Genomic DNA, 26,426 nt, shown 5'->3' with positions numbered 1-26,426 from the left:
CCTGTCAGCGGGTCAGGGGCTGATTCACAGGACCGCGAGCGACGCCTGCCGACGGCGAGGCAAGATGAACGCACTGAGCGGCACGTCCGGCGTCTGACGCCCGCGGCGGCTATCGGGTCGAGATGAACGGGACGTATGTGGACGCAGTAGGCGTGAAGGAGGGGACGCGGGTCGTCGTCGCGGACGACGACGTGCTGCTCCGCGAAGGCGTGGCGAGCCTGCTGACCGGAGCGGGTTTCACCGTGGTCGGACAGGCGAGTGACAGCGGCGAGTTGCTCACCTTGGTCAGGGAGACCGTGCCTGACCTGGTGGTGACGGACATCCGGATGCCGCCGACACATACGACCGAGGGGCTGGACGCCGCCAAGGTCATCCGCGGCGAGCTACCGGATGTCGCGATCCTGGTACTGTCGGCGCACGTCGATGTCGAGCATGCGATGGAGCTGCTCAGCGGTGGTCAGCGCATCGGTTACCTGCTCAAGAGCCGTGTCATCGATGTAACCGACTTCCTGGAGACGCTGCACCGCATCACGGGCGGCGCGTCGGTGGTGGACCCCGCCCTCGTGCAGGAACTGTTCGCGGCGCAGCGCCGTCACGACCCGCTGGCCGTGTTGACCGAGCGTGAGCACGAGGTGCTGGCGCTGATGGCCGAAGGCCGGTCGAACGCCGGCATCGGCCATCAGCTCTGGGTGACCGAAGGGACCGTCGAGAAGCACGTGCGCAGCATCCTCAGCAAGCTGAATCTGCCCGACACCGGTGAGGATCACCGCCGGGTGCTGGCGGTCATCACCTTCCTGGATTCGCGCTGAGGCGCAAGCCGTTGAGTGCCCAGATGGTGAGATACGCCAGACCGAAGAACGCGGCAACCGCCAGCCCCACGCCGGTCGACTGCACGTAGGAAAGCGGCGAGCGGACCCACTCGAATGTCTCCGCTACCACCGCGTGCGGCCGGGTGACCAGGTCCCAGGAATTCCACCGCTGAAACCGGCCGATCACGACACCGACCGCGCACAACCCCACGGACACGACCACGGTCAGCCAACCCCACACGGGACCGAAGTCGTGATCGATGCGCTTGTGGACCAGCAACAACGACACCACGCCGAGCAGGATTCCGGTCCAGGCGGCGAAGCCGAACTGCAGCACGTGGCGCCACAGTTCGTCACGTCCGCCCAGGTGCACGAGGTCGGTGACCAGATACGGCGCGTTCGGCAGAAAAGCCAGCCAGCCCAGACCGAGGGGCAGCAGCCACGAGCGCCGGGACACCACGGCGAAGGCGGCGGCGAACAGCATCGGAATCCAGGCCAGGAACATGTTCCACACCAAGAACAAGGTCGGATAGGACAAGCGCGCCTCCGGATCGGTGATGCCGAGGACCAGAGTGAGCGCAGTTGTTGCGAGCAGGGCGGCGACCAGCAGGAACCCGCGGAAATCGATCACCCGACCAGTGTGCCCGGGATTCGGCGGACGGTTGTGGTTCCGGGGTTTAGCGTCCGGCATTCCCGGGTACCTGACTGCCGAGGGCGGAGCTGGCCCGCCGTCCTCGGTTGATGGAGCGAAGCGGTTGATGGAGCGAAGCCAGGAGGGGAGTAGTCCTTGACGGACTCGAGGTACAACTCAATACGGTGGATGCGGCGCCTGGTGGCGATCGGTGCGGAGCGACGATGGCGCTGGGGGCGCTGGCGGTGATGGCCGGTACTCAACCTATGCGTGTCGACCCGCGAGATGCCATACCGTCGGTGGCCACCGGCTGCACGTTGTCCATGCCGCGACTCGGTTCGCGGAATGCGCGGGACGCGGCGGCGACGACGGAGTGCAGCATCGCCTCTTCGTAATCCACTCGCCAATAGAGTGGTGGCACAGACATTTTGACGAGGTTAGTCGGCTACCGCGACGGTCGGTAGCCGACTAACCGGACTTCTGTCACCGAAATCGATTGGAAATCAACGAAAAATCGCAGCTGATGCAGCCGGGGTATGGCTTCCGGGCCGGGCACTTTCCGGACCGTCAATCGGATCGCTGAATCCCGTGCGAGCAAACATAGTGCAGCAGTAGATATTTGATTGATCATCACGTCGACGGTGAACATCGGGTACGGTGGAACCGGAGACGTCCACCAAGGGAGCTGACTTCCACCATGTGCGGCATTGCCGGCGAAATCGCCTGGGGCCGTGGTGCTGATCTGGCGGCAGTGGCTGCCATGACCGACCGTTTGGCATCGCGGGGCCCGGACAGTAGCGGTTTGTGGGTGCGGGACGGGGTGGCGCTGGGCCACCGGCGTCTGGCCATCATCGATCTGTCCAGTCACGGACATCAACCCATGCATGATCCGGAGCTCGGGCTCACCGTCGTGTTCAACGGCTGCATCTACAACTATCCCCAGCTGCGCCAAGAACTTTCGGGCAAGGGGTACCACTTCTTCTCCCACAGTGACACCGAGGTGGTGTTGAAGGGGTACCAGGAGTGGGGCGAACGGGTCGTCGAGCACCTCTACGGAATGTTCGCGTTCGCCGTCGCGGAGATGGAAACGGGACGCGTGCTGCTGGCGCGCGATCGCTTGGGGGTCAAGCCCCTGTACTGGTGCGAGGCTGCAGGGGGAGCGGTGCGGTTCGCGTCGTCACTACCGGCGCTGGTCGCCGGGGGCGGGGTCGATACCGAGCTCGATCCGGTTGCCCTGGAACACTATCTGAGCTTTCACTCGGTCGTGCCTGCTCCGCGCACCATCCTGCGCGGTGTGCAGAAGCTGCCACCGGGCACCGTGATGCGCATCGAACGCGATGGCAGGCGCACCGAAACGACCTATTGGGAACCGATTTTCGAGCGATCGCTGGAGCGGGCCGACTGGACCGAGAACGACTGGCGGGACGCCGTGCTGGCGGCACTGCGCACCGCGGTCGAACGCCGACTGGTCGCCGATGTGCCTGTGGGCTGCCTGCTCTCCGGTGGTCTGGACTCCAGCTTGATCGTCGGCTTGCTCGCCGAGGCCGGCCAGCACGGCCTGGCCACGTTCTCCATCGGGTTCGAAGCCGCGGGCGGGGAGGAGGGCGACGAGTTCAAGTACTCGGACGTCATCGCCCGCCAGTTCGACACCGACCACCACCAGATCCGCGTCGACTCGTCACGCATGCTGCCCGCACTCTCGGGTGCCATCGACGCCATGAGCGAACCGATGATGAGCCACGACTGCGTGGCGTTCTACCTGCTGTCGCAGGAAGTCAGCCAGCACGTGAAGGTCGTGCAGTCCGGGCAGGGGGCCGACGAGATCTTCGCCGGTTATCACTGGTATCCGCCGATGGCGGGCGCAATGGACAACGATCCGGCCGACGCGCTGCAGCGCTACCGGAGCGCATTCTTCGACCGCAGCCACGACGCGGTCAACCGGCTACTGCAGCCGCAGTGGCAACTCGATCACGATTCTGCAGGGGCGTTCGTCCTGCAGAATTTCACCCATCCCGGTGCGGCCACCGCCACCGACAGGGCGCTGCGGCTGGACACTACCGTCATGCTCGTCGACGACCCGGTCAAACGGGTCGACAACATGACCATGGCCTGGGGATTGGAAGGCCGGGTGCCGTTCCTCGACCACGAACTCGTCGAGTTGGCAGCGACCTGTCCGCCGGAATTCAAGACCGCACAGGGCGGCAAAGGTGTGCTGAAGGACGCTGCGCGCAAGGTCATCCCGGCCGAGGTCATCGACCGGCCCAAGGGCTATTTCCCCGTGCCCGCGCTCAAGCATCTCGCCGGGCCCTACCTGGACCTGGTCCGCGACGCACTACACAGCCGGGCCGCGCGCGACCGCGGCCTGTTCGCACCGGAGGTGGTCACCGAGATGTTCCGCGATCCAAATGGCAGTCTCACCCCGCTGCGCGGGAATCCGTTGTGGCAGATCGGTTTACTGGAACTCTGGCTCGCCCAGCACGTTGACGGGGCGGCCCGGTCGTGACCACGGGCAAGGGCAACGCCGGCAGCACCGCCGTCGGCGTCGTCCAGGATCTCGGGTGGGGACGGCTGGTCTTCGGCCAGACGTTCGGCGACCCCGCCGAATTCGGTGTCGCCCTGCGCGAGGAAGCCAGCGGCCGCAGAGACATCGGGATGTATCTCGATGCGCCGCACGTCTTCGTGGCCCTGCACCCGCACGAGTTCTTCATCGACCCGAGTTTCACCTACCGGCTCGACCTGACGAAGCCCATGCAGTACCAGCCGCCCGAGGTCCCGGGATTGTCGGTGCGCCAGGTGAATTCGTTCGAGGACTGTGTCGCGATCAACCACATCTACTCGCGGTGCCACATGGTGCCGGCGGACAGCGACCTGATGTGGGCCAACAGCCAGTCCGCGCCGCAGGTGGTGTACCTGGTCGCCATCGACGATCAGAGCGGCCAGATCGTCGGTACGGTCACGGGCATCGACCACACGCAGTTGTTCGGCGATCCCGAGAACGGCTCCAGTTTGTGGTGCCTGGCAGTGGAGCCGGCCGCGGCGCGTCCCGGCACCGGCGGCCTGCTCGTGCGCTCGTTGATCGAGGAGTTCATCCGGCGCGGCCGGGCCCAGATGGATCTGTCGGTGCTGCATGACAACGGCGGCGCCATCGCGCTGTACGAGCGCATCGGCTTCACCCGAGTGCCTGCAGTTCTCGGGATCAAGCGCAAGAACGCCATCAACGAACCGCTGTTCGCGCCGGTGAAACCGGAAGAGGAACTGGCCCAACTGAATCCGTATGCGCGCATCATCGCCGACGAGGCGATCCTGCGCGGTATCGCGGTGGACGTCCTCGACGCGCAGGCCGGCTACCTGCGGCTCACTCACGGCGGCACGAGCATCGTCACCCGCGAATCGCTGTCCGAGCTGACCAGTGCCGTAGCGATGAGCCGGTGCGATGACAAGCGCATTGCCCGCGCCGTCGTCGCCGACGCGGGTATCCGCATACCGGAAGGGTGCACGGCGACGTTCACGGACGAGGACTGCCGCTTCCTGGAGAAGGTGGGCACGGCCGTCGTCAAACCGGCCCGGGGAGAACAGGGAGCGGGCATCACGGTCGGGGTCACCGGAGCCGACGAGCTGAACCGTGCCATCGAACTCGCCGTGCAGCATTGCCCCCACGTTCTCATCGAAGAGCGCTGCGAGGGTGAGGATCTGCGGATCATCGTCATCGGCGGCAAGGTGATCGCCGCAGCCATCCGCCAGCCGCCCGAGGTGATCGGCACCGGTACCCACACCATCCGCCAGCTGATCGAAGCGCAGAGCCGGCGTCGGTCGGTGGCCACGCACGGTGAATCGCTGATCCCGTTGGACAGCGTCACCGCGGACACCGTGCACAAGGAAGGCTGGCAGCTGGACGATGTACTGCCGGCCAACGAGCGACTGATCGTGCGTCACACCGCGAATCTGCACACCGGTGGCACCATTCACGACGTCACCGACGAGCTCAATCCGATGCTGGCGAAAGTGGCCGTGGACGCGGCGGAGGCCATCGAGATTCCGGTGACCGGAATCGATCTGATCGTGCCGACGGTGCGCGGTGAGGAGTACGTTTTCATCGAGGCGAACGAGCGTCCGGGCCTGGCGAACCACGAGCCACGTCCGACCGCCCAGGCGTTCATCGATCTGCTGTTCCCGCGCACGGCGGCCACCCCGTGGGCGTGGCATCCTGATCCGATCGAGCAGCACTGAGTGGCCTCAGAAGTTCGAATGTCGTTGTTGGACAAGGTGCCGGTGAATTGGAGGGATGATGGCTGAGCCCGACGATGCCGAAAACTTGCACATGTCGGCGGATGACCGTGGCTGGATGGTCGACACGCTGTTGGCGTTGTTGCAGACGCCGAGCCCGTCGGGGCGCACCGATGCGGTGATGCAACTGATCGGCCAGACCCTGACCAAGCTCGGCGTGCCGTTCACGCTGACCCGCCGTGGCGCGCTGATCGCCGAGCTGCCGGGGCGGTCGCAGACCACGGACCGGGCCATCGTGGTGCACGCCGACACCATCGGCTGCATGGTGCGCGAGCTCAAGGACAACGGCCGGCTGGCGCTCGTTCCGGTCGGCACCTTCTCGGCCCGTTTTGCCACCGGCGCCCGGGTCCGGATCCTGCCCGACGACAACGACCAGTTCTTCACCGGAACCGTCATGCCGCTCAAGGCCAGTGGTCATGCGTTCGGTGACGAGATCGACACTCAGCCGACCAGCTGGGACGACGTGGAAGTGCGGGTGGACCGCAGTGTGGAGTCACGCGCGGATCTCGAACGGCTGGGCTTGAACGTCGGCGATTTCGTCGCCCTGGTGGCCAGCCCGGAGCTGACCGAAGACGGTTTCGTCGTCTCCCGGCACCTCGACGGCAAGGCCGGCGTGGCCATCGCCCTGACGCTGGCCAAGGTCGTCGCCGAGCGCAACATCGTGCTGCCGCACAGGACAACGCTCATGGTGACCATCACCGAAGAGGTCGGCCACGGCGCCAGTCACGGCCTGCCGCCGGATGTCGCGGAACTGGTGTCCGTGGACAACGCGGTGTGTGCGCCCGGCCAGCAGTCCCTCGAGCACGGCGTCACCATTCCGATGGCCGACATGCACGGACCGTTCGACTATTACCTGACCCGCAAGTTGTGCAAGTTGGCCCAGGAAAAAGGAATTACCCACGCGCGCGACATTTTCCGGTACTACCGATCGGACGTTGCGGCAGCCATCGAAGCCGGCGCAGCCACCCGCGCGGCGCTCGTGGGGTTCGGGCTCGACGGCAGCCACGGCTGGGAGCGCACGCATCTCGATTCGCTCGAGGCGACCTATCTGCTGCTGTACAGCTGGCTCCGCACGCCGCTGACTTTCGCGATGTGGGACGCGCAGCCGTTCGGCGATCTCGAAGATTTCCCCGCCGAACAGGCCGCTGCCAGCGAGCAGTGGGTGCCGCTGTCGCGCGGTGACTACACCGACCCCGGTGCCGCGTCACAGGGACACCACTGGCCACCCGAGGACGGCAGCGGTGACGCGTTGCCGGACTGACCCGGACCGATTTGGGCGCAAATTGGTCGGGTCCGCGGCGTTTAGTTCGCCGCGGATTGGGTAGCAGTAGCTGGATACTGTGCCAGACCGGAGGAGGGACCTCATGACACCGGCGTCGACACCTGCCAATGATGACGTCATCGACTACGTCAAAGCGCGGCACCTGACGACGCGCGAGCTGTTCGCAAAGACGCTGCGTGCGGTGGACATCACCGAGCGGCAGCACTACTTCGCGGAGCTGCGGGCGGCACTGACCGCGCAGGAAGTGAGCGAGGAGTTGCTGGTCCACCCTCGCGTGCGGCGCGGGCGGGTGGTCGAGTCATTGCGTGACGAGGTGGATGAGACCAAGGAGCAGTTGGACCACATGCGGCAGCTGGACCTGACGTCAGCAGAATTCGAGACGGCGCTCACCCACCTGCGGCAGGCCGCCGAGGACCACACCCAGCGCGTCGAAGCCGAGGAATTTCCGCTGTTGACGGACCGGTGATCACCGGGACGCGGACTGCTCGACGCGTGGTTGCGGCGTGGAGCGGCCCAGCTTGCCCATGACGAACTGGGCTGCCTGATCGGCCATTCCGTTATCGGCGTACGCGACGTGGGCGGCGTTGTCGCCTCCCGCCGTGGAGCACACCGGGTCTTCAGGAATGCATAGGTCGAGAGTCTTTGTTGCGTAACGCGAGCCCACGGTGATCGGCGGTGCGCCGGTGTACACCATCTGCAGGAAACCCGACGATGGCTTGCCGAAAAGCACGACCGCAGCCACATGATCGGCCACGAACGCCGGCATCGGCCCGGTGATGCCCATGGGCAGAGTGACGCCCGCCGGCACCGCGTCCTCGGTGATGTAGGCAGCCACCGCAGCGCCCTGCGAATACCCGCCGAGCACGATCTTGGTGGTCGGGCAGATGGCCGCGGTGCTCTGCACCCGGTTCGCCGCGTCGACGACGCCGTCTGCCGCCGTGGCGAAGTCGAGCGACGCCGGGTAGTCGACCGGGGCGACATCGACGGTCCGGCCGGCGGCGCGCGCATTGAGGGCGTCGACGAAAGCCTGCCCGGCTTTACCCACGCCCGGTGGTTCCATGGTGCCGCGCGCGAACACGACTTGAACATCCCGGACAGGGCTGCGCCGATACGGGCGCGGTGGCCGCAGGCACAGCCAGCATCAGTGAGGTCAGGGGCAGAGCTGCAGCCAGGCAGCACGTGATGGTCTTCATGTGGAATCCACCGATCCTCGACTCACCCGTCGGATCGCGCCATTGCGGTCGACGAATACGGCGTGGTTACCCAGTGCACGGCGGGTCGAAACCAGCACTGCATCAATCGTTCGGCACGGGCCCGACAGGGCGCAGCCCGAATTGCCAACGTTCGCTGCTTGCCGAGGGCTTGGCGCCGGCCTCAGCGGCTTCGGCGCAGTGGTCGCAGCAGTATGGTCGGTCATCGGTTCGCACCGCGTGACCCAAGATTCGGCATCCGCAGTGCCGACACATCGGGGCCACCATCGTGGCCATGCACTCGATGCAGTCGAAGGTGGCACTGCGGCCGTTCCAGTTGACGGTGAACGCCTGGTCGCAATCTGTTCCGCACGTAATGCACACCGCCATCTGCAAATTGCTTCCCGTCCGGCTTTTCGTCTGTTGCTGTCGCCGGTGGCCTGAATACCCTGGCCGCAATCGGTGAAACCTGTTCTCACGATTCACCTTTTTCACGTCTGGCCAGGAATTATTGCTGGTCGCGGCGGGCCTGGCGGTGGTGCACTGATCCGATCGGCGGTATGGTCGATTACAGCGCCGCCACGGCGCAGTTGCTTAGACCGAAGCGACGGCAGCTGAAAGCTTCCCGTCCGGTGTATGGCTGCGGTCCAGATCAGGGCGCGGCGCAATGGGCACCGCGGGTGGCGATCGGCGACGGCAGATTGCCGGTCCACGTGATTGGTGGAAACAACATGCATGCCACGTCACCGGGAGTCGCTGGTGAGTTGATTTTCCCGATGCGTGTTGTGGGCCTGGGAAGGCACGTTCATGTCAACCTCATTGCTGGAGAAGCGCTTACCTGAAGGCGCCCGTTACTCAGATGAATATGCGGATGTCCCCGCCATGGTGGCGGAGCTGCGCGCCCTTCCGGCAGAGTCCGACGAGTTCATTCGGCAGCGCGACAACATCGTGTTGCGGTGCTGCCCATTGGCGGACCGGCTGGCCCGTCATTTCGATGGCAGGGGAGAGAACATCGACGACCTGGTCCAGGTCGCCCGCGTCGGTCTGATCCAAGCGGTCAACCGTTTCGACCCCGACAACGGCGCGGGATTCGTGGCGTTCGCGGTCCCGACCATCATGGGCGAGCTCCGGCGCCACTTCCGTGACTACGGCTGGAAAGTGCACGTGCCCAGGAGCGTTCGCGACATCCGTCAGCAAATCAAGGGCGTGACAACCGAATTGACGCAGCGCTTGGGTCGGTCGCCGAATACCAGTGAACTCGCCGAGGCGCTGAGCGTTGCCCCCGAACAGATCGTCGAAGGACTGCTGGCGGCCAATGCCTATCAGCCGCAATCACTCGATACGCCTGTGGCCGACAATGACGACAACCCCCAGTCGCTCGCTGACCTGCTCGGCGATGTCGACGACGGGTTCGAGCGGATCACTGATCGGGAGTCGGTGAAGCCCGCGCTGGAGGCGCTCCCGCCGCGCGAACAACGGATTCTCTACCTGCGATTCTTCGCATCCAAGACCCAACGTCAGATCGCCGATACCATCGGCGTCTCGCAGATGCATGTCTCGCGGATCCTGGAGCGGACGCTGCGCGAGGTCCGGGAGCAGGTGGCGGCGCAGAGCTGACGGCGCTCTGGCGTAACGGCTCGAGAGCCTGACTCTCCCCGCCGCTTGGCGCGGCGAGAAGAATCAGCGGTGGGCCGGTGACGTCGATGCGGACGCGACGGTGGCGGCCGACTTTCTCGACGCGCTGGTGCGGCAAGGGCTTTCGCCCGAGCGCACCAGTGGCGCCGACCGCCTGGTTGCCCAGGCGGGACTCACCGACAACTAGCCGTGGCCACTGCCGCAGCCGACTCCGGGAATGCAGCCGCTGCCGCCGGGCATGCCACCCGGGCCGGCGTTGGTGCCGCCGGAGCCGCAGACCGTGCCGATCTGGGTGGGTACGCAGCCGGCACCTCCCGGGCCGCCTCCGGGACCGCCGTTCACGCCGCCGGAACCACACTGGCCGTTGACGCAACCGCCGCCGCCCGGCCCGGGGCCGGGATCATCGGCGGGCTGCAGCGGGTAACTGGTCAGCACCGGATGGGCACCGACGGTGCTCGGCACGATGTCGGCTGAAACGAACGGGGCGGCCACGCCGGCCGATGCGAACGCGCCGGCCGCCAACAGGGGAATGATCTTGTTAGTCAACATATCCAGTTCATTGCCGCCCCGGGGCACGGTCAAACATTGTCAGCGGTGATCAATTCGAAGCTCGGGGTCCACTCACGGGCGATGCGTGAGTACTACAGTGTGTCGTAGGTCACCTCCAGTAATACTTGCATCGATGATGCTTATTTAAATAGCCTGCTTAACAGGTGGAGGACGGGCATCGGGAAATCTTCGAGCCAGGTCGCGCCAGCGCATTCACACCACAGTGAAAGGTTCTGCCATGTCGTCTACATCGCTTTTGTCGCCGGCCCTGTTGTCCCCGGCCCACGCCGAGGTCGTCAAGGCCACATTGCCGGTGGTCGGTGGTGCGATCGGGGAGATCACCCCGGTTTTCTACCGCCGGTTGTTCGCGGCGCATCCCGAGTTGGAGCGTGATCTGTTCAACCGCGGCAACCAGGCCAACGGATCGCAGCAGAAGGCGTTGGCGGGATCGGTCGCCATGTACGCGACGCTGCTGGTCGACCCGGATGCCCCCGGCGCTGACGTCATTGAGCGGATCGCCCACAAACACGCGTCCCTCGGTGTGGCACCTGAGCAGTATCCGGTGGTCTACGAGCACCTGTTCGCGGCGATCGTCGAGGTGCTCGGCGCAGACGTCGTCACGGCCGACGTCGCCGAGGCGTGGACGGCGGTCTACTGGTCGATGGCCGACATGCTGATCGGTCGGGAACAGGAGTTGTACGAGGCGGCCGGCACGGATCCGGAGCATGTCTGGATGCCGGTCAAGGCGGTGGACCGGGTGCAGCAGTCGCCGCTGACGGTGGCCTTCGGGCTGGCCGCCGTCGACGGCGGAAAACTCCCCGCTTTCACTCCGGGACAGTACATTTCGGTGGCCGTGCAACTGCCCGACGGCGCTCGTCAGATTCGTCAGTACAGCTTGTCGCACGCAGGTGCCGACGACCGGTGGCGCATCTCGGTGCGTCGTGACGGCGCGGTGTCGTCGTACTTGCACGAGTACGTGTTCGAAGGTGATGTGCTTCAGGTGTCGCACCCGTTCGGCGACATCGCCCTGGACAGTCCCGCAGACACGCCGCTGCTGCTGATCTCGGCGGGCATCGGGATCACCCCTGTGCTCGGCATGCTCTACTTCATCGCGGCAGAGCAGCCGGGACGCCCCGTGACCGCGGTGCACTGTGATCGCACCCGCGCCAGTCACGCCCACCGCGCCGAACTTGCCGATCTGGTCGACCAGATTCCCGGTGCCGCGCTGCACACGTGGTACGACGGGCTGCCCGACGACTATCCGTTGACCGAACCAGACCGGCGTGGCCGAATCGACCTGAGCGCCATCGACTTCCCGTCCGAAGCCAACGTCTACATCTGCGGCCCGACACCGTTCATGGAAGAGGCGGTCCGGCAGCTCGAGGTAGCCGGGATACCGCGAGAGCGCATCTGGTTCGAAGCCTTCAGCCCGCTGGCCGTCTAGCCTCGCAGCTGATGACTACTCCGGCAGCGATCCAGGTCGCCATCACGTTCGTCTGGTTGGGGATGGTGCTCGCCATCTCTTTCCTGGAGGCGCCGCTGAAATTCCGGGCTCCGAACGTCACGCTGCAGATCGGGCTCGGGATAGGGCGCCTGGTATTCCGCGCGCTCAACACGGTCGAGCTGGTATTCGCGGCGGGAATTGTGCTGGCGGTCTTGGTGAGTCGGCCTTCGGTGCCCGTCACGGCCGCGTTCGTCGTGGCCGTGACGGCACTCGCGGCACAGCTGCTCGTCGTACGTCCCAGGCTGAATCGCCGGTCGGACGAAGTGCTGGCCGGCCGTGTCGGGCCACGGTCCCGCGGGCACTACGTCTACGTGGCGTTGGAGTTGATCAAGGTCGTCGCCCTCCTGGTCGCCGGCATCTGTTTGCTCTGATTGACCACCGCGAGCAGTGTCGGCAGGACTACGTAGCCTGGGGCCATGAAGCAGCAACTGCACTTCTTCACCCTGGCCACGGTCGACCTGGATGCCACCCGGCGGTTCTATGCCGCGCTCGGCTGGACCCCGACGCTCGATGTGCCGGGAGAGATCATCTTCTACCAGTCGGCGCCGGGCCAACTACTCGCCTTCTTCCTCGCGGAGAAGTTCAACGCTGACCTCGCGCAGGCGGCCGACCACTCGCAGGTCAGCGGAATCACGTTGGCGCACAACGTCGACAGTCCGGACGCCGTCGTCGAACTCGCGGCCGCGATGACCGCCGCGGGTGGCACCACACTCAAGCCGCCGCAGCCCGGGCGGTTCGGTGGGGTGTTCCACGCGCACATCCAGGATCCCAATGGCGTGATCTGGGAGATCGCGCACAATCCGAACTGGCGGATCAACGCAGACGGCACCGTCAGCCTGGGATAGACGCTCTGCCCTACATCTTGATGGCGGGCAGCAACCGGATGAGGTTCCAGGTTCGGTTGCGGCGAGCGCAGAGGCTCGAAATGCCAAGGGAGCCAAGCCAGATGGCAACCAGCACGATGATGGCCTGCCATAGCCGGTTGTCGATACCACCCAGGATCAGCTGGCGAAGTCCGTTGACGCCGAACGTCATCGGGTCGAATCTGTGCAGCACCTGGAACGGTCTGGACGTCGTCTCGACGGGATACATACCGCCGGCGCTGACCATCTGCAGCATCAGCAGCGCCATGATCAACACGCGCCCGACCGCCGGTCCGACGAGTGCATTGATGGCCTGCGTCGCCGCCACGAAGGCCAACGAGATGAGCATCATGAAGCCCAGCATCGCGACCGGATGCGACACCTGCATACCGAGGGCGAACCGTACGACGCAGTACAGAATGATCGCCTGGAACAGCGCGATGACCGCCGCCGGTAGGTAGCTTGCCAGCACCACCCTGATGGCCAGCACCTCGGCGGCGATGGGGCGGTTCTGCAAGGGCCGCAACACCATCCACAGCACCAGCGCGCCGAAGAACAGCGCCAGTGTGAGGAAGAACGGAGCCATGCCGGTGGCGAAGTTGGGGGCACCGTTCTCGTGTGAGGAATCCAGGTTCACCGGACCGCCGATGGTGTCGGCGATGGCCTGTTTCTGCTGCTCGGTCCAGGCCGGCACCTGTTTGGCGCCGTCCGCCAGCTTGGTGGCCAGTTCGTGATTGCCGTCCTTGAGCTGGACGGTGCCGGACTTGAGCTGGCGTGCCCCGTCGTCGAGTTGCACGATGCCGCTGGCCAATTGCGCGTTTCCGGTGGCCAGCTGCTGGGCCCCGCTCCGCAACTGGTTCAGCTTGTCGGTGAGCTGCTGGCCGCCGCTGCCAACTTGGTCCAGCGCGGTCCGCAGCGGGCTGCCGGGGGAGCGCAGGGTCTCGGTCATCGAGATGGCGGCGTTGCGTCCATCGGTGATCTGCTGACGGATCTGGGGCGTGAACTGATGGCCGTTCAGCTGGTCCTGGACGCCGCGCAGGGTATTCACCGCGCCGACCGACACCGGGTCCTCGTTCACCGAAAGTTGTTGGATCACCGAACCGATCGCCGCTGCCGCCGTGTCCTGCGCGGTGGCCAGGGCGCCGGCCTGATCGGCAGCCTGCTCCAGAGCTGTCGCGCTCTGCTGCAACTGCTCGGTGCTTCCGCCGACCTGTGACAGCGCCTTGGTCACTGTCAGCAGCGGGTCGGTGGCCTGATTGATGCCGGCGGACAGCTGCTTGGCCCCGGCGGAGAGTTTGGCCGAGCCGTTGCGGGCGTCGTCGAGACCACCGACCAACTTGCCTGCGCCGACATCTACCTGCGCCGCGCCGTCGGCCAGCTTCTGCGCCCCGTCGGCAGCCTGCTTGATGCCGGTGCCGGAGGAAACCACCACGGACAGAATCTGATTGACCGCCTGACCCGAGATACGGGTGGACACCGCATTGAGCACCTGGCTGGTGGCGGTGCGGCCGATGGTCGAGGAGATGTAGTTGTTGGCATCGTTGTACACCGCGATCAGCTGGGCTTTTTCGGGATTGCCCGTGACCGGCGAGGCGACGGCCTCGCTGAAGTTCTCCGGCAGCTCCAGCATGAAATAGAACTTGCCGTGCTCGACGCCGTCGCGTGCTTCCTTGTCGCTGACCACGTGCCAGTCCAGGCTGTGATCGGCAGTCAGGCTCCTGGCGATCTCGTTGCCCGCGTTCACGTGGACGCCCTCGACGACGGCGCCGCGGTCGGCGTTCACCAGGGCCACCGGCATCTTGTTGACCTGACCGAACGGATCCCAGAACGCCCACAGATACAGCGCGCCGTACACCAGCGGCAGCAGCATCAGCACGACGATCGCGGCGCGCGTCATGCGGCTGCGGCCGAAACGCTTGATCTCAGAACCGAATGCGAGTCCAGCGAGCATGGTCAGGCCTTTCCGGTGTGCATGCGGAGGTCATGCAGCACATGTTCGGGTGCGTCGTCACCCAGCGGGTTGGTGACGCCGACGACGACGGTGCGGTGTTCGGCGAGGGCGCCCAGGCGCTGCACGGCGAGGTCCCGGCGTTCGTTGTCCCGCACCTGCTCGAGGTCGCCCACTATCAGGACGGGCCGGTCGGACATCAGGGCCAACGTGATGCGCAGCAGAAAGAGCTCGAGATCGGACAGTTCGATGATGAAGGTCTTCGGCGACAGCAGTGGAATGTCGCCGAAGACCGCCGCCATCTCGGGAGTGTCCGACTGGACCGGCACCCAGGCCGGGAACGGTGAGACCCAGCGGCGCTGCTCGGTGAGCACCGTCTGGGCCGTCACCGTCTCCTCGAGATCGTCGATCTCCGCGAACGCGGCGATGGCACAGTGCTGCCGGATGCCGCGCGGTCTCGTCGCTCCGCCCACGCTGACGGTGCCCTTGGTCGGCTTGAGCCGGCCGGCGAGCGTGAGCAAGAGCGTGTCCTGAGCCGGTCCGCCGGGCATCTGAATGGCGTGGAACCCGGGCGTAAGTTCCAGGTCGACGTCGGAGAAGAGCGGACCGTGTTCGCCGACGACGCCGAGGCCCTGCGCGGTGATCACCGGCGGGCCGTCCGCTGGGTCCGTGGCGGCCGTCGTCTCGTCGTGCATCAGTGCTCATCTCCGGGGTCGAAGTAACGATGGCCAGTAAATCAGCGTGGGAAGGCAAATCTGCGGTTAGCGGGTATCCGGAGGTTGTGATGTCACGCGGATTCCGACGCGATATGCCGGGGCAGACACAGGCGGTCGCAGCGGCCGTGCGGATCGCTTCCCGGTAATGTCTGTGCGACCCGCCACTGGACGTCTGTCAAGAACAGAATTCTCGTGATTGTGAATGGGAATTTCATTTGTGAGAGTGTCGTTGTTATTGTCCCGTTATGCATCGCATCGGGGGCGTTCTGGCCGCATGTCTACTTCTCGGTTCACTACTTGTGGGGCTGCCCGCGGCCCACGCTGACGGCGACGAGCCGCAGTACGCCGAGTTCTATCTGCCGCCGGATCCACTGCCGCCGGGCCGGCCCGGCGATCTGATCCGGACGCAGCCGTCGCGGCTGGTGCTCGAACCGTCCGGGCAGCTGGGCGCGATCATGGCCACCGGAACGCGAATCATGTACCGCAGCACCGATGCCCGCGGAAATCCGGTTGCGGTCACCGGCACCTACTTCGAGCCGTACAACGACTGGCCGGGCAAGGGGCCGCGGCCGCTGATCAGTTACGCGGTGGGCACGCAGGGACAGGGCAACCAGTGCGCGCCGTCGCGGCAGTTCAACCAGGGCATCCACTATTCGGGTGGCTGGGACATCATGGTCAACTACGAGGCAGCGTTCATCGCCACGATGGTGGCCCGGGGCTTCGCGATCGTGATGACCGATTACGAGGGCCTCGGCACTCCAGGGATGCACACGTACGTCAACCGCGTCGCCGAGGCCGCCGCTGTGCTCGACGCTGCCAGGGCTGCCAAGAAACTCCCCGGCACCTCGCTGGATCCCGATGGGCCGGTTGCCTTCTGGGGTTACTCGCAAGGCGGTGGCGCCGCGGCGTCGGCTGCCGAGCTGGCATCGTCCTATGCGCCTGACCTGCATGTCGTCGGCACATATGCCGGGGCGCCCGTGGCCGACCTCAAAGAACTGTTCCCGTACACCGACGGCAGTGCCCTGGTCGGTGTCGTCGGGTACGCGCTCAACGGCGAGATTTACGCCTATCCGGAGTTCGCCGATCTGATCCGCTCCAAGCTCACCCCGCGGGGCAAAGACATGCTGGAGAGTGTGTCGCGACAGTGCGTCGGGCAGACGATCGTCGACTTCATGTTCCGGCACCTGCAGCCGTACTTCACGGAAGACATCAACGTGCTGGTCGAGGAAGAACCCTTCAAGACGCTGTTCGACATGCAGAAGCTCGGCAAGTACAAGCCGGGCGCTCCGGTACTGATCAACAGCAATAGATACGACCCGCTGGTGCCGTGGACAGCCGCCAATCAGCTGGGCCGGGACTGGTGCGACAAGGGCGCCGACGTCGAGTTCCGCACCAACGAGGAGCCGCCGTTCCTGAACAAGCTGGTGATCAACCACGCCTTGCCGATGCTGGTCGACGGCGAGCCGGCGATGCAGTGGATCGCCGCGCGGTTCAACGGCGAACCGACGACACCGAACTGCGGGACGTACTGACCCGAATGCTCAGCCGCGGCTGCCCGCCGCCGACGCGCGGATCACGCGGTCGCGGCCGCGGCTCTTCGCCTCGTACATCGCGACGTCAGCGCGCCGGATGGCAGATCGCAGCCCGGCCTTGTGCCCGAGCTGAGACACCCCGATGCTCACCGTCCCGGCGAGAACCACGTCGTTGTGACTGAAGGTGGCCGCGGCGAACGCCACCCGAAGGCGGTCGGCGATGACCGCGGCCTGACTTTCGTCGACGCCCGGCAGCATGGCGCAGAACTCCTCACCGCCGATCCGGGCCAGCAAGTCGCCGCCGCGCAGGTTCGACCGGGCCACGCACGCGAACTCGGCCAGCAGGCGGTCACCGGCCTCGTGCCCGAAGACGTCGTTGACGGCCTTGAACTCGTCGAGGTCCATCACGATGACCGAGCACCGAAGCTGCCGCACGACGCATTCCTCGGCGAGCCGCTGAGCCTGGATCATGAAGCCGGCCCGGTTGAGCGTGCTGGTGAGGGAGTCGAGCATGGCTGCATCGGCCAATTGGTCCTCGAGCCGTTCCCACCCCATCAACGACAGGCACAGGTTGATGGCCATGACGGCGAAAGTGAAGAACAGCATGGGAACCGACAACGCCGGACCCGTCGTGACGAACTGAACGGCGTCGGCATCGAGATGGAGGCTGACCGAGCGCCCGACCGTCGCCGCAGCCGCGACCACATACAGGCCGATGAGGATGCGCCGCGAGGCCAGTCGCTCGACGCGCTGGGCCTTGATGCCGTCGACGACGCTCAGCGCGAAGTACCCGGCCAGCACGAACGCGGTGAGCGAGACGCGGGCCGGAATGCTGGTGGTGAACGGCGGGACGAGTTCGAACGCGACGAGGACCGCCAGCGGTCCGGCCGCCAGTGCCCGGCCGCGGACAGGCTGGCCGTTGAAAGCGCACAGGCCAGCCCAGATCAATGACCAGCAGGTGACGATCAGGATGTTGGAGGCCGTCACCGACAACACCTCGGGCACCAGTCCGCGGGCGCTCAGGAGTCCTGCGCCGAGGGCGCCAGCGAAGTTGCCCGCGCCCCACAGCTGGACCGCGGCGTGTCTGCGCTTACCTGCGCCCACCCAGACATGCAGCAACCCGAAAATCAGGGTGGTCATCGAGACGACCATCCACAGGGTGCGCACGTCGGGGTTCATGACGCGCTATCGGGTGTCGCCGGGCGCGCGAGGCGTCGGGAGCGGCTGAGGCATAGCGCAAACTTACTCGCCGCTGCCGACCACTGTCGGCAGCATTGGGTAGGGTCCAGCCCGTGAATTTGAGCGTCAAGTCTGTCGTCAAGTCCGTGAACGCCCGCCTCGCCGAAGAGCTGGCCGTCGCCGAAGGTCAGGTCGACGCCGCGGTCCGGCTACTGGACGAGGGCGCGACCGTGCCGTTCATCGCCCGGTACCGCAAGGAAGTCACCGGCAGCCTGGACGACGGCCAGCTCCGCACGCTCGAGGAGCGGCTGCGCTACCTGCGCGAACTCGATCAGCGGCGCGACGCGGTGCTGGCGTCCATCGAAGAACAGGGCAAGCTGACCGACGATCTGAAGACCGCGCTGCTGGCGGCGGAGACGAAGTCGCGGGTCGAGGACATCTACCTGCCGTACAAGCCCAAGCGCCGGACCAAGGCACAGATCGCCCGCGAGGCGGGTCTGGAGCCATTGGCCGACCGGCTGCTCGCCGACCCGGCGCTGAACCCGGAAGAAGTGGCAGCCGAATTCCTCGGTGCGGAGGTGGCCGACGTCGCCGCCGCGCTCGACGGCGCCCGCCACATCCTGGTGGAGCGGGTTTCCGAGGACGCCGAGCTGGTCGGTGCGGTGCGTGAGAAGTTCTGGGCCGACGGCACCCTGACCACCAAGCCGTGGTCGGAGGAGGCGGCGAAAAGCCCTGCCGCGCAGAAGTTCCGCGACTACTTCGAGTATTCCGAGCCGCTGGAGGACATGCCGTCGCACCGCGTGCTCGCGGTGTTGCGCGGCGAGAAGGAAGAAGCGCTGTCGCTGAACTTCGACGGCGGTGACGAGACGCTGTACCAGGCCATGATCGCCCAGTCGCTCGGCGTGGACATGGGGGTCGGGGGTGCGGCCACGCCGTGGCTGACCGCGACGGTCGGCTGGGCCTGGCGCACCAAGCTGATGTTCTCGGCTGCCGTCGACGCGCGTATCCGGCTGCGCCAGCGCGCCGAGGAGGACGCCGTCGCGGTGTTCGCCAAGAACCTCAAGGATCTGTTGCTGGCCGCGCCGGCGGGTACCCGCGCCACGCTGGGCCTGGACCCCGGCTTCCGCACCGGCGTCAAGGTTGCGGTGGTGGACGGCACCGGCAAGGTCGTCGACACCTGCGCCATCTTCCCGCACCAGCCGCAGAACAAGTGGAACGACGCCAAGGCGACGCTGGCTGCGCTCGTTGCGCGGCACGACGTCGAGCTGATCGCCATCGGCAACGGCACCGCGTCGCGCGAAACCGATGCGCTGGCAACCGAACTCATCGCCGACCTGAAGGCTGCGGGCGCGTCCGGGCCGAAGCGGCTGCCGACGAAGGCGATGGTCAGCGAGGCCGGGGCGTCGGTGTACTCGGCGTCGGCCTACGCCGCCCACGAGTTGCCCGAGCTGGATGTCACGCTGCGCGGCGCGGTCTCGATCGCCCGTCGCCTGCAGGACCCACTCGCCGAACTTGTCAAGATCGAGCCGAAGTCGATCGGTGTCGGGCAATACCAGCACGACGTGACGCCCGGGACCCTGGCGCGCAGCCTGGATGCGGTGGTCGAAGACGCGGTGAATGCCGTCGGTGTCGACCTCAACACTGCCTCGGTGCCACTGCTGGCCAAGGTGTCGGGCGTGACGGAGTCCCTCGCCGAATCGATCGTGTCGCACCGCGACAAGACCGGACCGTTCCGCAGCCGGGCCAGTCTGCTTGATGTTCCGCGCCTGGGGCCCAAGGCTTTTGAGCAGTGCGCCGGCTTCCTGCGGATCCGCGAAGGCGACGACCCGCTGGACGCCTCCGGCGTGCATCCCGAGGCCTACCCGGTGGTGCGGCGGATCCTGGACCGGGCCGGCGTCACGCTCGCCGAGCTGATCGGTGACGAGCGCAAGCTGCGCTCGCTCAAGCCGGGCGACTTCGCCGACGACCGCTTCGGTATCCCGACCGTGACCGACATCCTGGGCGAACTCGAGAAACCCGGACGCGACCCGCGGCCCGCGTTCTCCACCGCGACCTTCGCGGCCGGTGTCGAGAAGGTGTCCGACCTCAAGGTCGGCATGGTGCTGGAGGGCGTGGTGACGAATGTCGCGGCGTTCGGTGCTTTCGTCGATGTGGGTGTGCACCAGGACGGTCTGGTGCACGTCTCGGCGATGGCCGACCGCTTCGTCTCGGACCCGCACGAGGTGGTCAAGTCCGGCCAGGTCGTCAAGGTCAAGGTGCTAGAGGTTGATGTCGAGCGCCAGCGCATCGGCCTGAGCCTGCGGCTGAACGACGACCCACAGCGTCCCCGGGACGGCAAGCGACCCGAGCAGGGCGGTGGAGCCCGGCGCGATGGCGGCAACCGAGGCGGCAACGGTGGCCAGGGCGGCGGCCAGCACCGCGGGCAGAATCAGGACCGCGGCCGTAATCCGCAGCGCGGCAACGGCGGTGGGCGCCGGGAGGGGGCACCGTCGGGTTCGATGGCCGAGGCCCTGCGCAAGGCGGGCTTCGGCAAATAGGGCGACATACGCGACACGGGCCGCAGCGCTGACCACCTGGTCGGTGCTGCGGCCCGTGCCGTTTCTGCACGTTCCTGAGCCCGTCTGACAGTTGGTTGACGGGCGGTGTCCAGGTAATTCCATGCGGGACGAAATATCTTAAGCCCCTTGTTATTTGCTGGGCGTTCATGTCGCCGCCCTACATGTGTCTCAGTCGCACCCCGCGGCCTGCGCCGGTTGACCCGAAGGAGTCCTCTCGATGTCCGACAAGATTCCTCCCGATGGCGGCGGAGCGCCGAAACGCACGACGTTGCACTTCTCGGAGTTGCTCAAGAGGCCAGTGGTATCGCGGTCCGGCGAAGCCGTCGGCAAGGTGAACGACGTCATCGTCCGGTTGCGCGGTGCCGACAGCTACCCGTTGGTGACCGGATTGGTCGTCGGAGTCGGCGGCCGCCAGGTCTTCGTACCGATGGACAACGTCAAATCGCTGAGCACCGAGCGGGTTGAGCTGACCAAGAACAAGGTTGACCTGCGGGCCTTCGGGCGTCGCGACGGCGAGTACCTGCTGGAAGCCGACATTCTGGATCACCGGTTCATCGATGTGCCCAACGCCGAACTGGTACATGCCTACGACATCGAGTTGGATGCCACCGAAGACGGATGGGTCCTGTCGAGCCTGGACACCCGCAAGCCGACGCGGCTGTTCGGGCTGATCAAGTCGTCCGGGGGCCATGCCAGCCGGGACTGGCGGGCCTTCGAGCCACTGATCGGGCACGACAAATCGATGCTGGTGCGCCGCGTACAGGGCCGCGTTCAGACCATGAAGGCCGCCGACATCGCGGACCTGCTCGAGGACGCCAACGCCGCCGAGGAAGGCGAGATTCTGGAACGGGTCCGGGGTAACCCCGAGCTCGAAGCGGATGTGTTCGAAGAGCTGGATCCGGAGAAAGCCAGCCAGCTGTTCGACGACATGTCCGATACCGACGTTGCGGCGGTGCTCGCTCGGATGCGCGCCGATGACGCGGCCGACGCGGTTTCCGACCTTCGTCAGTCCCGCCGGCGCAAGGTTCTCGACCTGCTGCCGGGCGGTCAGCGCACCAAGGTCATCACCCTGATGGGTTTCAACCGGGACTCCGCTGGTGGCTTGATGAACATCGACGTCGTCAGCTGTCCGCTCGAAGCAGCGGCGGATCAGGCCCTCGCCATCATTGCCGGGGCACGGACCCTGCAGCCCGAAGCCCTGCTCAAGATGCACGTCCTGAACGCCGACGATCAGCTGGTCGGCGTGGTGTCCGTGATTCGCCTGGTGCAGGCCGAACCGGCCACCGCGCCCGTCACCGACCTGATGGACTCCGACCCGGTCCGGGTGGCGCCAGATGCCGACCTCACCGATGTCGCACTGCTGATGTCGGACTTCAACCTCGCGACCGTGCCCGTCGTCGACGACGGGGATCGCCTGCTCGGCGTGGTGACGTACGACGACATCCTGGAAGCTCTCATCCCCGAGGACTGGCGTCGCCGGGAGCCGGCGGCCCGACCCATCCGTGACATCGGCGCGCCGCGCTCGAACGGTGCACGTCCATGACGAACTCCGATTCGACCTCGCCGGCCTCGGCGTCGCCGCCCGGCCGCCGCGAGACCGCGGTCTTGGACTCTGCGCACCTGGGCGACATCGAGGGTGCCTTCGGCAAGATCAGCGTCAGCGATCCCGGCACCGGGTCCACGCTGAAGACTCGGCTGCTGACCCTGGCGGCCATTCTCGGCCCCGGCATCATCGTGATGGTCGGCGACAACGACGCCGGTGGCGTCGCCACCTACGTGCAGGCCGGGCAGAACTACGGCTACAGCCTGCTGTGGACGCTACTGCTGCTGATCCCGGTGCTGATCGTCAATCAGGAGATGGTGGTGCGTCTCGGTGCGGTCACCGGTGTCGGGCATGCGCGGCTGATCAACGAGCGATTCGGCCGCGGTTGGGGCTGGTTCTCCGTCGGCGACCTGTTCCTGCTGAACTTCCTGACCATCGTGACCGAATTCATCGGAATCGCCCTGGCCGCAGACCATTTCGGTATATCACGGTACGTCGTGGTGCCGACCGCGGCAGTGGCGCTGGTCGCGATCATGGCCACGGGCAGCTTTCAGCGGTGGGAGCGTGCGATGTTCGTGTTCATCGCGATCACCCTGCTGCAGATACCCATGCTGTTCTTGTCGCATCCGCGGTGGGGTGAAGCGGCGAAATCATTTGTCGTTCCCCATATTTCGGGCGGCGTCAGCTCGGATGCCGTGCTGCTGATCATCGCCATCGTGGGCACCACCGTGGCGCCGTGGCAGTTGTTCTTCCAGCAGTCCAATATCGTGGACAAGCGCATCACGCCGCGGTTCATCGGCTACGAGCGCGTCGACACCACTCTCGGGGCCTTTGTCGTGGTGATCGGGGCTTCGGCGCTGGTGATGGTCGGTGACTGGGCTGCGAGGTCGACCGGACAGACGGGCCAGTTCAGCGATGCGGGTGCCGTGGGCGACCTGCTGGATCAGCACAATGCGTTGCTCGGCAACATCTTTGCGATCGTGTTGATGGACGCCTCGATCGTCGGTGCGGCCGCGGTGACGCTGGCCACCAGCTACGCGTTCGGTGACGTGTTCGGCATGAAGCACTCGCTGCATCGCGGGTTCAAGGACGCCAAGCAGTTCTACGTGTCGTACTGCAGCATGATCGCCGTCGCGGCAGCCATCGTCCTCATTCCGCACGCTCCGCTGGGTCTGATCACCACCGCGGTCCAGGCCCTCGCCGGTTTGCTACTGCCGAGTGCGAGTGTCTTCCTGCTGCTGCTGTGCAATGACCGGGAAGTGTTGGGGCCATGGGTGAATCGGCCCTGGCTCAACTGGGTGGCTGCCGTTATCGTCGGTGTGCTGTTGATGCTGTCGGGCATCCTGATGGCGACCACGTTGTTCCCGAACATCGACGTGGTCGCGGTCAGTGAGTACCTCGCCGTCGGTCTCGTCGTGGCCGGGGTGCTGGCGCTCGTGGCGTTGCGAGTGATGTCTCGCCGGCAACCCGCCGGTCCGCCGCCGAAAGACATCGGGAATCTCGATCGCGACACCTGGCGGATGCCGCCCCTCGCGTTGCTCGAGCCCGTCACCTGGAACCCCGCGACCCGCCTGGGCATGATCGGCCTGCGCAGTTATCTGGTGGTTGGTGCAATCCTGCTGGTGGTCAAGGCGGTTCAGGTCAGCCACGGTGGATAGCCACGTAGCGGCGACCGACTGAGACGATGGCCCGCGCACAACACACCCGGGTCATCGGCAGGGTCCGATCGTGAGAGGCGATCAGGAATCGAGAAGCGCCGCTGATCGGCGCCCGGTTAACGTGTGGGTATGCCCAGCAGAACGCATGCCGCTGATCGTCACGACCTGATCCGTGTAGTCGGTGCCCGGGAGAACAACCTCAAGGACATCAGCGTCGAGATTCCGAAACGGCGCCTGACGGTCTTCACCGGGGTGTCCGGGTCCGGCAAGAGCTCGCTGGTGTTCGACACCATCGCCGCGGAATCGCAGCGCCTGATCAATGAGACCTATAGTGCGTTCGTCCAAGGCTTCATGCCGTCACAGGCACGTCCCGACGTCGACGTACTAGAGGGGCTGACCACCGCGATCATCGTCGACCAGGAACGGATGGGCTCCGACCCGCGCTCCACGGTCGGCACTGCCACCGACACCGGTGCCCTGCTCCGCATCCTGTTCAGCCGGATCGGGCAGCCGAATATCGGTTCGGCGCAGGCCTTTTCATTCAACGTCGCCTCGATCAGTGGAGCCGGCGCGGTGACCATGGAACGTGCGGGGCGTACCGTCAAGGAGCGGCGCGACTTCAACATCGTGGGCGGTATGTGCCTGCGGTGTGAGGGTCGCGGCGCGGTCAACGACATCGACCTGTCCGCGCTGTACGACGACAGCAAGTCGATCAATGAAGGCGCAATCACGATTCCCGGCTTCAGCATGGACGGGTGGTACGGCCGAATCTTCAACGGCTGCGGCTTCTTCGACCCCGACAAACCGATCCGCAAGTTCACGAAGAAGGAACTGGACGCCCTGCTGCACAAGGAAGCGACCAAGATCAAGGTCGACGGCGTCAACCTCACCTACCTTGGCCTCATCCCGCAGATCAAAAAGTCGTTCCTGAGCAAGGATGTCGAAGCGATGCAGCCGCACATCCGGGCGTTCGTCGAGCGGGCGGTGACGTTCACGACGTGCCCCGAGTGCGAGGGTACGCGTTTGTCCGATCTGGCACGTTCGTCAAAGATCAAGGGCATCAACATCGCTGAGGCCTGCGCCATGCAGATCACCGACCTGGCCGAGTGGGTCCGCGCGCTGGCTGACGACAAGCGCCTCGGCGCGGGTGCGGCACCGCTGTTGGCGACGTTGCGGCACACGCTCGATTCGTTTGTCGGCATCGGGCTGGGCTACCTGTCGCTCGAGCGGCCTGCCGGCACGCTCTCTGGCGGAGAAGCGCAGCGCGTCAAGATGATCCGTCATCTCGGCTCAGCGTTGACCGATGTCACCTACGTGTTCGACGAGCCGACCATCGGTCTGCACCCGCACGACATCGCCCGCATGAACGAACTGCTGATCCAGTTGCGGGACAAGGGGAATACCGTGCTGGTCGTCGAGCACAAGCCGGAAGTGATCGGTATCGCCGACCATGTGGTGGATCTGGGCCCGGAGGCCGGCTCGGGCGGTGGCCAGGTGGTCTACGAAGGCACGGTGAAGGGTCTGCGTGGCAGTGGCAGCGTCACCGGCCGACATTTGGACGACCGTGCGGCGCTCAAGAAGTCAGTGCGAGAAGCAAACGGGGCCTTGGAGATTCGTGGCGCGAACACCAACAACCTGCAGGATGTCGATGTGGACATTCCGCTGGGTGTACTCGCGGTGATCACGGGCGTGGCAGGCTCTGGGAAGAGCTCTTTGATCGACGGTTCGGTGGCCGGCCGCGACGGCGTCGTCACCGTCGACCAGGCGCCGATCCGCGGATCGCGGCGCAGCAATCCCGCGACCTACACCGGACTGCTCGACCACATCCGCAAGGCATTCGCCAAGGCGAACAACGTCAAACCCGCTCTGTTCAGCTCGAATTCGGAAGGCGCCTGCCCGGCCTGCAACGGCGCCGGTGTCATCTACACCGACCTGGGCGTGATGGCCACCGTCGAGTCGCGCTGTGAAGAGTGCGAAGGCCGGCGGTTCGGCGCCTCGGTGCTCGAATACACCCTGGGCGGGCAGAACATCGCCGAAGTGCTGGCCATGCCTGTGGCCGATGCGGAGAAATTCTTTGCCGACGGTGACGCGAAGGTCCCCGCCGCACAGAAGATCCTGGCGCGGATGGTCGATGTCGGACTGGGCTACCTCACGCTGGGACAGCCGCTGACCACGCTGTCCGGCGGGGAAAGGCAACGACTGAAGCTCGCCACCCAGATGGGGGAGAAGGGCGACGTCTACATTCTCGACGAGCCCACCACCGGCCTGCACCTCGCGGACGTCGAGCAGCTCCTGGCGCTCTTGGACCGGATCGTCGACGCCGGCAAGTCCGTCATCGTCATCGAACATCATCAGGCCGTGATGGCGCACGCCGACTGGATCATCGATCTGGGTCCCGGTGCAGGTCACGACGGTGGCCGCGTGATCTTCGAGGGCAGTCCGGCGGACCTGGTCGCCGCAGGCAAGACGCTGACCGGGTCTCACCTGGCCGAATACGTCAAATAGCAGGTCAAACAGCAGTAGGGGGGGGGGGGGGGGGGGGGGG

At 65.9% G+C, this 26,426-nt stretch carries 22 protein-coding genes and 1 pseudogene; 15 read left to right on the top strand and 8 right to left on the bottom strand.

Going from position 1 to position 26,426, the window contains the following annotated elements; translation table 11 throughout:
- Positions 1–122 precede the first annotated feature (122 nt).
- Positions 123–809, top strand: coding sequence for a response regulator (locus AC3WTE_RS11495; RefSeq protein ID WP_492437583.1), 687 nt, complete (start codon positions 123–125; stop codon positions 807–809).
- Here AC3WTE_RS11495 and AC3WTE_RS11490 read toward each other — a convergent pair.
- On the bottom strand, positions 787–1,440 hold the full coding sequence (locus tag AC3WTE_RS11490; RefSeq protein WP_492437582.1) for a DUF1361 domain-containing protein: 654 nt from the start codon (positions 1,438–1,440) through the stop codon (positions 787–789). The two genes, AC3WTE_RS11495 and AC3WTE_RS11490, sit on opposite strands and share 23 nt — an antisense overlap.
- A 259-nt stretch (positions 1,441–1,699) precedes the next feature.
- Positions 1,700–1,867 carry a hypothetical protein gene (locus tag AC3WTE_RS11485; protein WP_492437581.1) on the bottom strand — a complete coding sequence of 56 codons (168 nt, stop codon included), beginning with the start codon at positions 1,865–1,867 and terminating at the stop codon, positions 1,700–1,702.
- 270 nt (positions 1,868–2,137) lie between these two features.
- Between AC3WTE_RS11485 and AC3WTE_RS11480 the strand changes: the two genes are divergently transcribed.
- From AC3WTE_RS11480 to AC3WTE_RS11465, 4 genes are all read left to right on the top strand, one after another.
- A complete protein-coding gene (locus AC3WTE_RS11480) occupies positions 2,138–3,943 on the top strand; it encodes an N-acetylglutaminylglutamine amidotransferase (protein ID WP_492437580.1) in 1,806 nt (601 codons plus the stop codon).
- On the top strand, positions 3,940–5,667 hold the full coding sequence (ngg, locus tag AC3WTE_RS11475) for an N-acetylglutaminylglutamine synthetase (RefSeq protein WP_492437579.1): 1,728 nt from the start codon (positions 3,940–3,942) through the stop codon (positions 5,665–5,667). The genes AC3WTE_RS11480 and ngg overlap by 4 nt, the downstream gene beginning before the upstream one ends.
- A 55-nt stretch (positions 5,668–5,722) precedes the next feature.
- A complete protein-coding gene (locus AC3WTE_RS11470) occupies positions 5,723–6,985 on the top strand; it encodes an osmoprotectant NAGGN system M42 family peptidase (protein WP_492437578.1) in 1,263 nt (420 codons plus the stop codon).
- Between the two features lie 103 nt (positions 6,986–7,088).
- Positions 7,089–7,472: a hemerythrin domain-containing protein gene (locus tag AC3WTE_RS11465; RefSeq protein ID WP_492437577.1), complete on the top strand. Its 384-nt coding sequence runs from the start codon at positions 7,089–7,091 to the stop codon at positions 7,470–7,472.
- Here AC3WTE_RS11465 and AC3WTE_RS11460 read toward each other — a convergent pair.
- Positions 7,473–8,148 (bottom strand): annotated as a pseudogene (locus AC3WTE_RS11460) (cutinase family protein). It lies immediately after the preceding gene.
- Positions 8,149–8,301: 153 nt separating this feature from the next.
- Positions 8,302–8,586 carry a hypothetical protein gene (locus tag AC3WTE_RS11455; protein WP_492437576.1) on the bottom strand — a complete coding sequence of 95 codons (285 nt, stop codon included), beginning with the start codon at positions 8,584–8,586 and terminating at the stop codon, positions 8,302–8,304.
- A 170-nt stretch (positions 8,587–8,756) separates the two neighbouring features.
- Between AC3WTE_RS11455 and AC3WTE_RS11450 the strand changes: the two genes are divergently transcribed.
- Positions 8,757–9,038 carry a hypothetical protein gene (locus tag AC3WTE_RS11450; protein ID WP_492437575.1) on the top strand — a complete coding sequence of 94 codons (282 nt, stop codon included), beginning with the start codon at positions 8,757–8,759 and terminating at the stop codon, positions 9,036–9,038.
- Positions 9,039–9,078: 40 nt separating this feature from the next.
- Positions 9,079–9,813 (top strand): SigB/SigF/SigG family RNA polymerase sigma factor, encoded by a 735-nt coding sequence (locus AC3WTE_RS11445; protein ID WP_492437727.1) that lies wholly within the window; start codon positions 9,079–9,081, stop codon positions 9,811–9,813.
- Between the two features lie 201 nt (positions 9,814–10,014).
- On the opposite strand, the gene AC3WTE_RS11440 is transcribed toward AC3WTE_RS11445, so the two are convergent.
- Entirely contained in the window at positions 10,015–10,380 is a 366-nt protein-coding gene (locus AC3WTE_RS11440; protein WP_492437574.1) for a PE-PGRS family protein, read from the bottom strand.
- A gap of 238 nt (positions 10,381–10,618) precedes the next feature.
- Here AC3WTE_RS11440 and AC3WTE_RS11435 point away from each other — a divergent pair, with 238 nt between their 5' ends.
- The 3 genes from AC3WTE_RS11435 to AC3WTE_RS11425 are packed head-to-tail and all read left to right on the top strand — an operon-like array spanning position 10,619 to position 12,729.
- The gene (locus AC3WTE_RS11435; RefSeq protein WP_492437573.1) at positions 10,619–11,824 is read left to right on the top strand and encodes a globin domain-containing protein; all 1,206 of its coding nucleotides are present in this window, start codon (positions 10,619–10,621) and stop codon (positions 11,822–11,824) included.
- An 11-nt stretch (positions 11,825–11,835) separates the two neighbouring features.
- Positions 11,836–12,255, top strand: coding sequence for a hypothetical protein (locus AC3WTE_RS11430; protein ID WP_492437572.1), 420 nt, complete (start codon positions 11,836–11,838; stop codon positions 12,253–12,255).
- Between the two features lie 45 nt (positions 12,256–12,300).
- Entirely contained in the window at positions 12,301–12,729 is a 429-nt protein-coding gene (locus AC3WTE_RS11425; protein ID WP_492437571.1) for a VOC family protein, read from the top strand.
- A 10-nt stretch (positions 12,730–12,739) separates the two neighbouring features.
- On the opposite strand, the gene AC3WTE_RS11420 is transcribed toward AC3WTE_RS11425, so the two are convergent.
- Both AC3WTE_RS11420 and AC3WTE_RS11415 read right to left on the bottom strand, forming a co-directional pair.
- On the bottom strand, positions 12,740–14,698 hold the full coding sequence (locus tag AC3WTE_RS11420) for a YhgE/Pip family protein (protein WP_492437570.1): 1,959 nt from the start codon (positions 14,696–14,698) through the stop codon (positions 12,740–12,742).
- A 2-nt stretch (positions 14,699–14,700) separates the two neighbouring features.
- Positions 14,701–15,390 carry a hypothetical protein gene (locus AC3WTE_RS11415; RefSeq protein WP_492437569.1) on the bottom strand — a complete coding sequence of 230 codons (690 nt, stop codon included), beginning with the start codon at positions 15,388–15,390 and terminating at the stop codon, positions 14,701–14,703.
- Positions 15,391–15,656: 266 nt separating this feature from the next.
- Between AC3WTE_RS11415 and AC3WTE_RS11410 the strand changes: the two genes are divergently transcribed.
- Entirely contained in the window at positions 15,657–16,943 is a 1,287-nt protein-coding gene (locus tag AC3WTE_RS11410) for a lipase family protein (RefSeq protein ID WP_492437568.1), read from the top strand.
- Positions 16,944–16,952: 9 nt separating this feature from the next.
- Here AC3WTE_RS11410 and AC3WTE_RS11405 read toward each other — a convergent pair whose 3' ends face one another.
- On the bottom strand, positions 16,953–18,122 hold the full coding sequence (locus AC3WTE_RS11405) for a GGDEF domain-containing protein (RefSeq protein ID WP_492437567.1): 1,170 nt from the start codon (positions 18,120–18,122) through the stop codon (positions 16,953–16,955).
- Positions 18,123–18,235: 113 nt separating this feature from the next.
- On the opposite strand from AC3WTE_RS11405, the gene AC3WTE_RS11400 reads away from it, so the two are divergent.
- From AC3WTE_RS11400 to AC3WTE_RS11385, 4 genes are all read left to right on the top strand, one after another.
- Entirely contained in the window at positions 18,236–20,659 is a 2,424-nt protein-coding gene (locus tag AC3WTE_RS11400; RefSeq protein ID WP_492437566.1) for a Tex family protein, read from the top strand.
- Positions 20,660–20,897: 238 nt separating this feature from the next.
- Entirely contained in the window at positions 20,898–22,223 is a 1,326-nt protein-coding gene (locus tag AC3WTE_RS11395; protein WP_492437565.1) for a magnesium transporter MgtE N-terminal domain-containing protein, read from the top strand.
- On the top strand, positions 22,220–23,881 hold the full coding sequence (locus tag AC3WTE_RS11390; RefSeq protein WP_492437564.1) for an Nramp family divalent metal transporter: 1,662 nt from the start codon (positions 22,220–22,222) through the stop codon (positions 23,879–23,881). The genes AC3WTE_RS11395 and AC3WTE_RS11390 overlap by 4 nt, the downstream gene beginning before the upstream one ends.
- Positions 23,882–24,010: 129 nt before the next feature.
- Positions 24,011–26,386 (top strand): ATP-binding cassette domain-containing protein, encoded by a 2,376-nt coding sequence (locus AC3WTE_RS11385; RefSeq protein ID WP_492437563.1) that lies wholly within the window; start codon positions 24,011–24,013, stop codon positions 26,384–26,386.
- Positions 26,387–26,426: the final 40 nt, after the last annotated feature.

The sequence above is a fragment of the Mycobacterium sp. FW102-FHT13B02 genome (genome assembly GCF_058790275.1).
The sequence above is the reverse complement of the archived record's forward strand: the minus strand, read 5'-3'. Positions and strand labels throughout refer to the sequence as shown.

Bases quoted from the DNA above. Each gene is read 5' to 3' on its own strand.
- AC3WTE_RS11495 (WP_492437583.1), top strand. From the start codon at position 123: ATGAACGGGACGTATGTGGACGCAGTAGGCGTGAAGGAGGGGACGCGG.
- AC3WTE_RS11485 (WP_492437581.1), bottom strand. From the start codon at position 1,867: ATGTCTGTGCCACCACTCTATTGGCGAGTGGATTACGAAGAGGCGATG.
- AC3WTE_RS11480 (WP_492437580.1), top strand. From the start codon at position 2,138: ATGTGCGGCATTGCCGGCGAAATCGCCTGGGGCCGTGGTGCTGATCTG.
- AC3WTE_RS11470 (WP_492437578.1), top strand. From the start codon at position 5,723: ATGATGGCTGAGCCCGACGATGCCGAAAACTTGCACATGTCGGCGGAT.
- AC3WTE_RS11465 (WP_492437577.1), top strand. From the start codon at position 7,089: ATGACACCGGCGTCGACACCTGCCAATGATGACGTCATCGACTACGTC.
- AC3WTE_RS11455 (WP_492437576.1), bottom strand. From the start codon at position 8,586: ATGGCGGTGTGCATTACGTGCGGAACAGATTGCGACCAGGCGTTCACC.
- AC3WTE_RS11450 (WP_492437575.1), top strand. From the start codon at position 8,757: ATGGTCGATTACAGCGCCGCCACGGCGCAGTTGCTTAGACCGAAGCGA.
- AC3WTE_RS11445 (WP_492437727.1), top strand. From the start codon at position 9,079: ATGGTGGCGGAGCTGCGCGCCCTTCCGGCAGAGTCCGACGAGTTCATT.
- AC3WTE_RS11440 (WP_492437574.1), bottom strand. From the start codon at position 10,380: ATGTTGACTAACAAGATCATTCCCCTGTTGGCGGCCGGCGCGTTCGCA.
- AC3WTE_RS11435 (WP_492437573.1), top strand. From the start codon at position 10,619: ATGTCGTCTACATCGCTTTTGTCGCCGGCCCTGTTGTCCCCGGCCCAC.
- AC3WTE_RS11430 (WP_492437572.1), top strand. From the start codon at position 11,836: ATGACTACTCCGGCAGCGATCCAGGTCGCCATCACGTTCGTCTGGTTG.
- AC3WTE_RS11425 (WP_492437571.1), top strand. From the start codon at position 12,301: ATGAAGCAGCAACTGCACTTCTTCACCCTGGCCACGGTCGACCTGGAT.
- AC3WTE_RS11420 (WP_492437570.1), bottom strand. From the start codon at position 14,698: ATGCTCGCTGGACTCGCATTCGGTTCTGAGATCAAGCGTTTCGGCCGC.
- AC3WTE_RS11415 (WP_492437569.1), bottom strand. From the start codon at position 15,390: ATGCACGACGAGACGACGGCCGCCACGGACCCAGCGGACGGCCCGCCG.
- AC3WTE_RS11410 (WP_492437568.1), top strand. From the start codon at position 15,657: ATGCATCGCATCGGGGGCGTTCTGGCCGCATGTCTACTTCTCGGTTCA.
- AC3WTE_RS11405 (WP_492437567.1), bottom strand. From the start codon at position 18,122: ATGAACCCCGACGTGCGCACCCTGTGGATGGTCGTCTCGATGACCACC.
- AC3WTE_RS11395 (WP_492437565.1), top strand. From the start codon at position 20,898: ATGTCCGACAAGATTCCTCCCGATGGCGGCGGAGCGCCGAAACGCACG.
- AC3WTE_RS11390 (WP_492437564.1), top strand. From the start codon at position 22,220: ATGACGAACTCCGATTCGACCTCGCCGGCCTCGGCGTCGCCGCCCGGC.
- AC3WTE_RS11385 (WP_492437563.1), top strand. From the start codon at position 24,011: ATGCCCAGCAGAACGCATGCCGCTGATCGTCACGACCTGATCCGTGTA.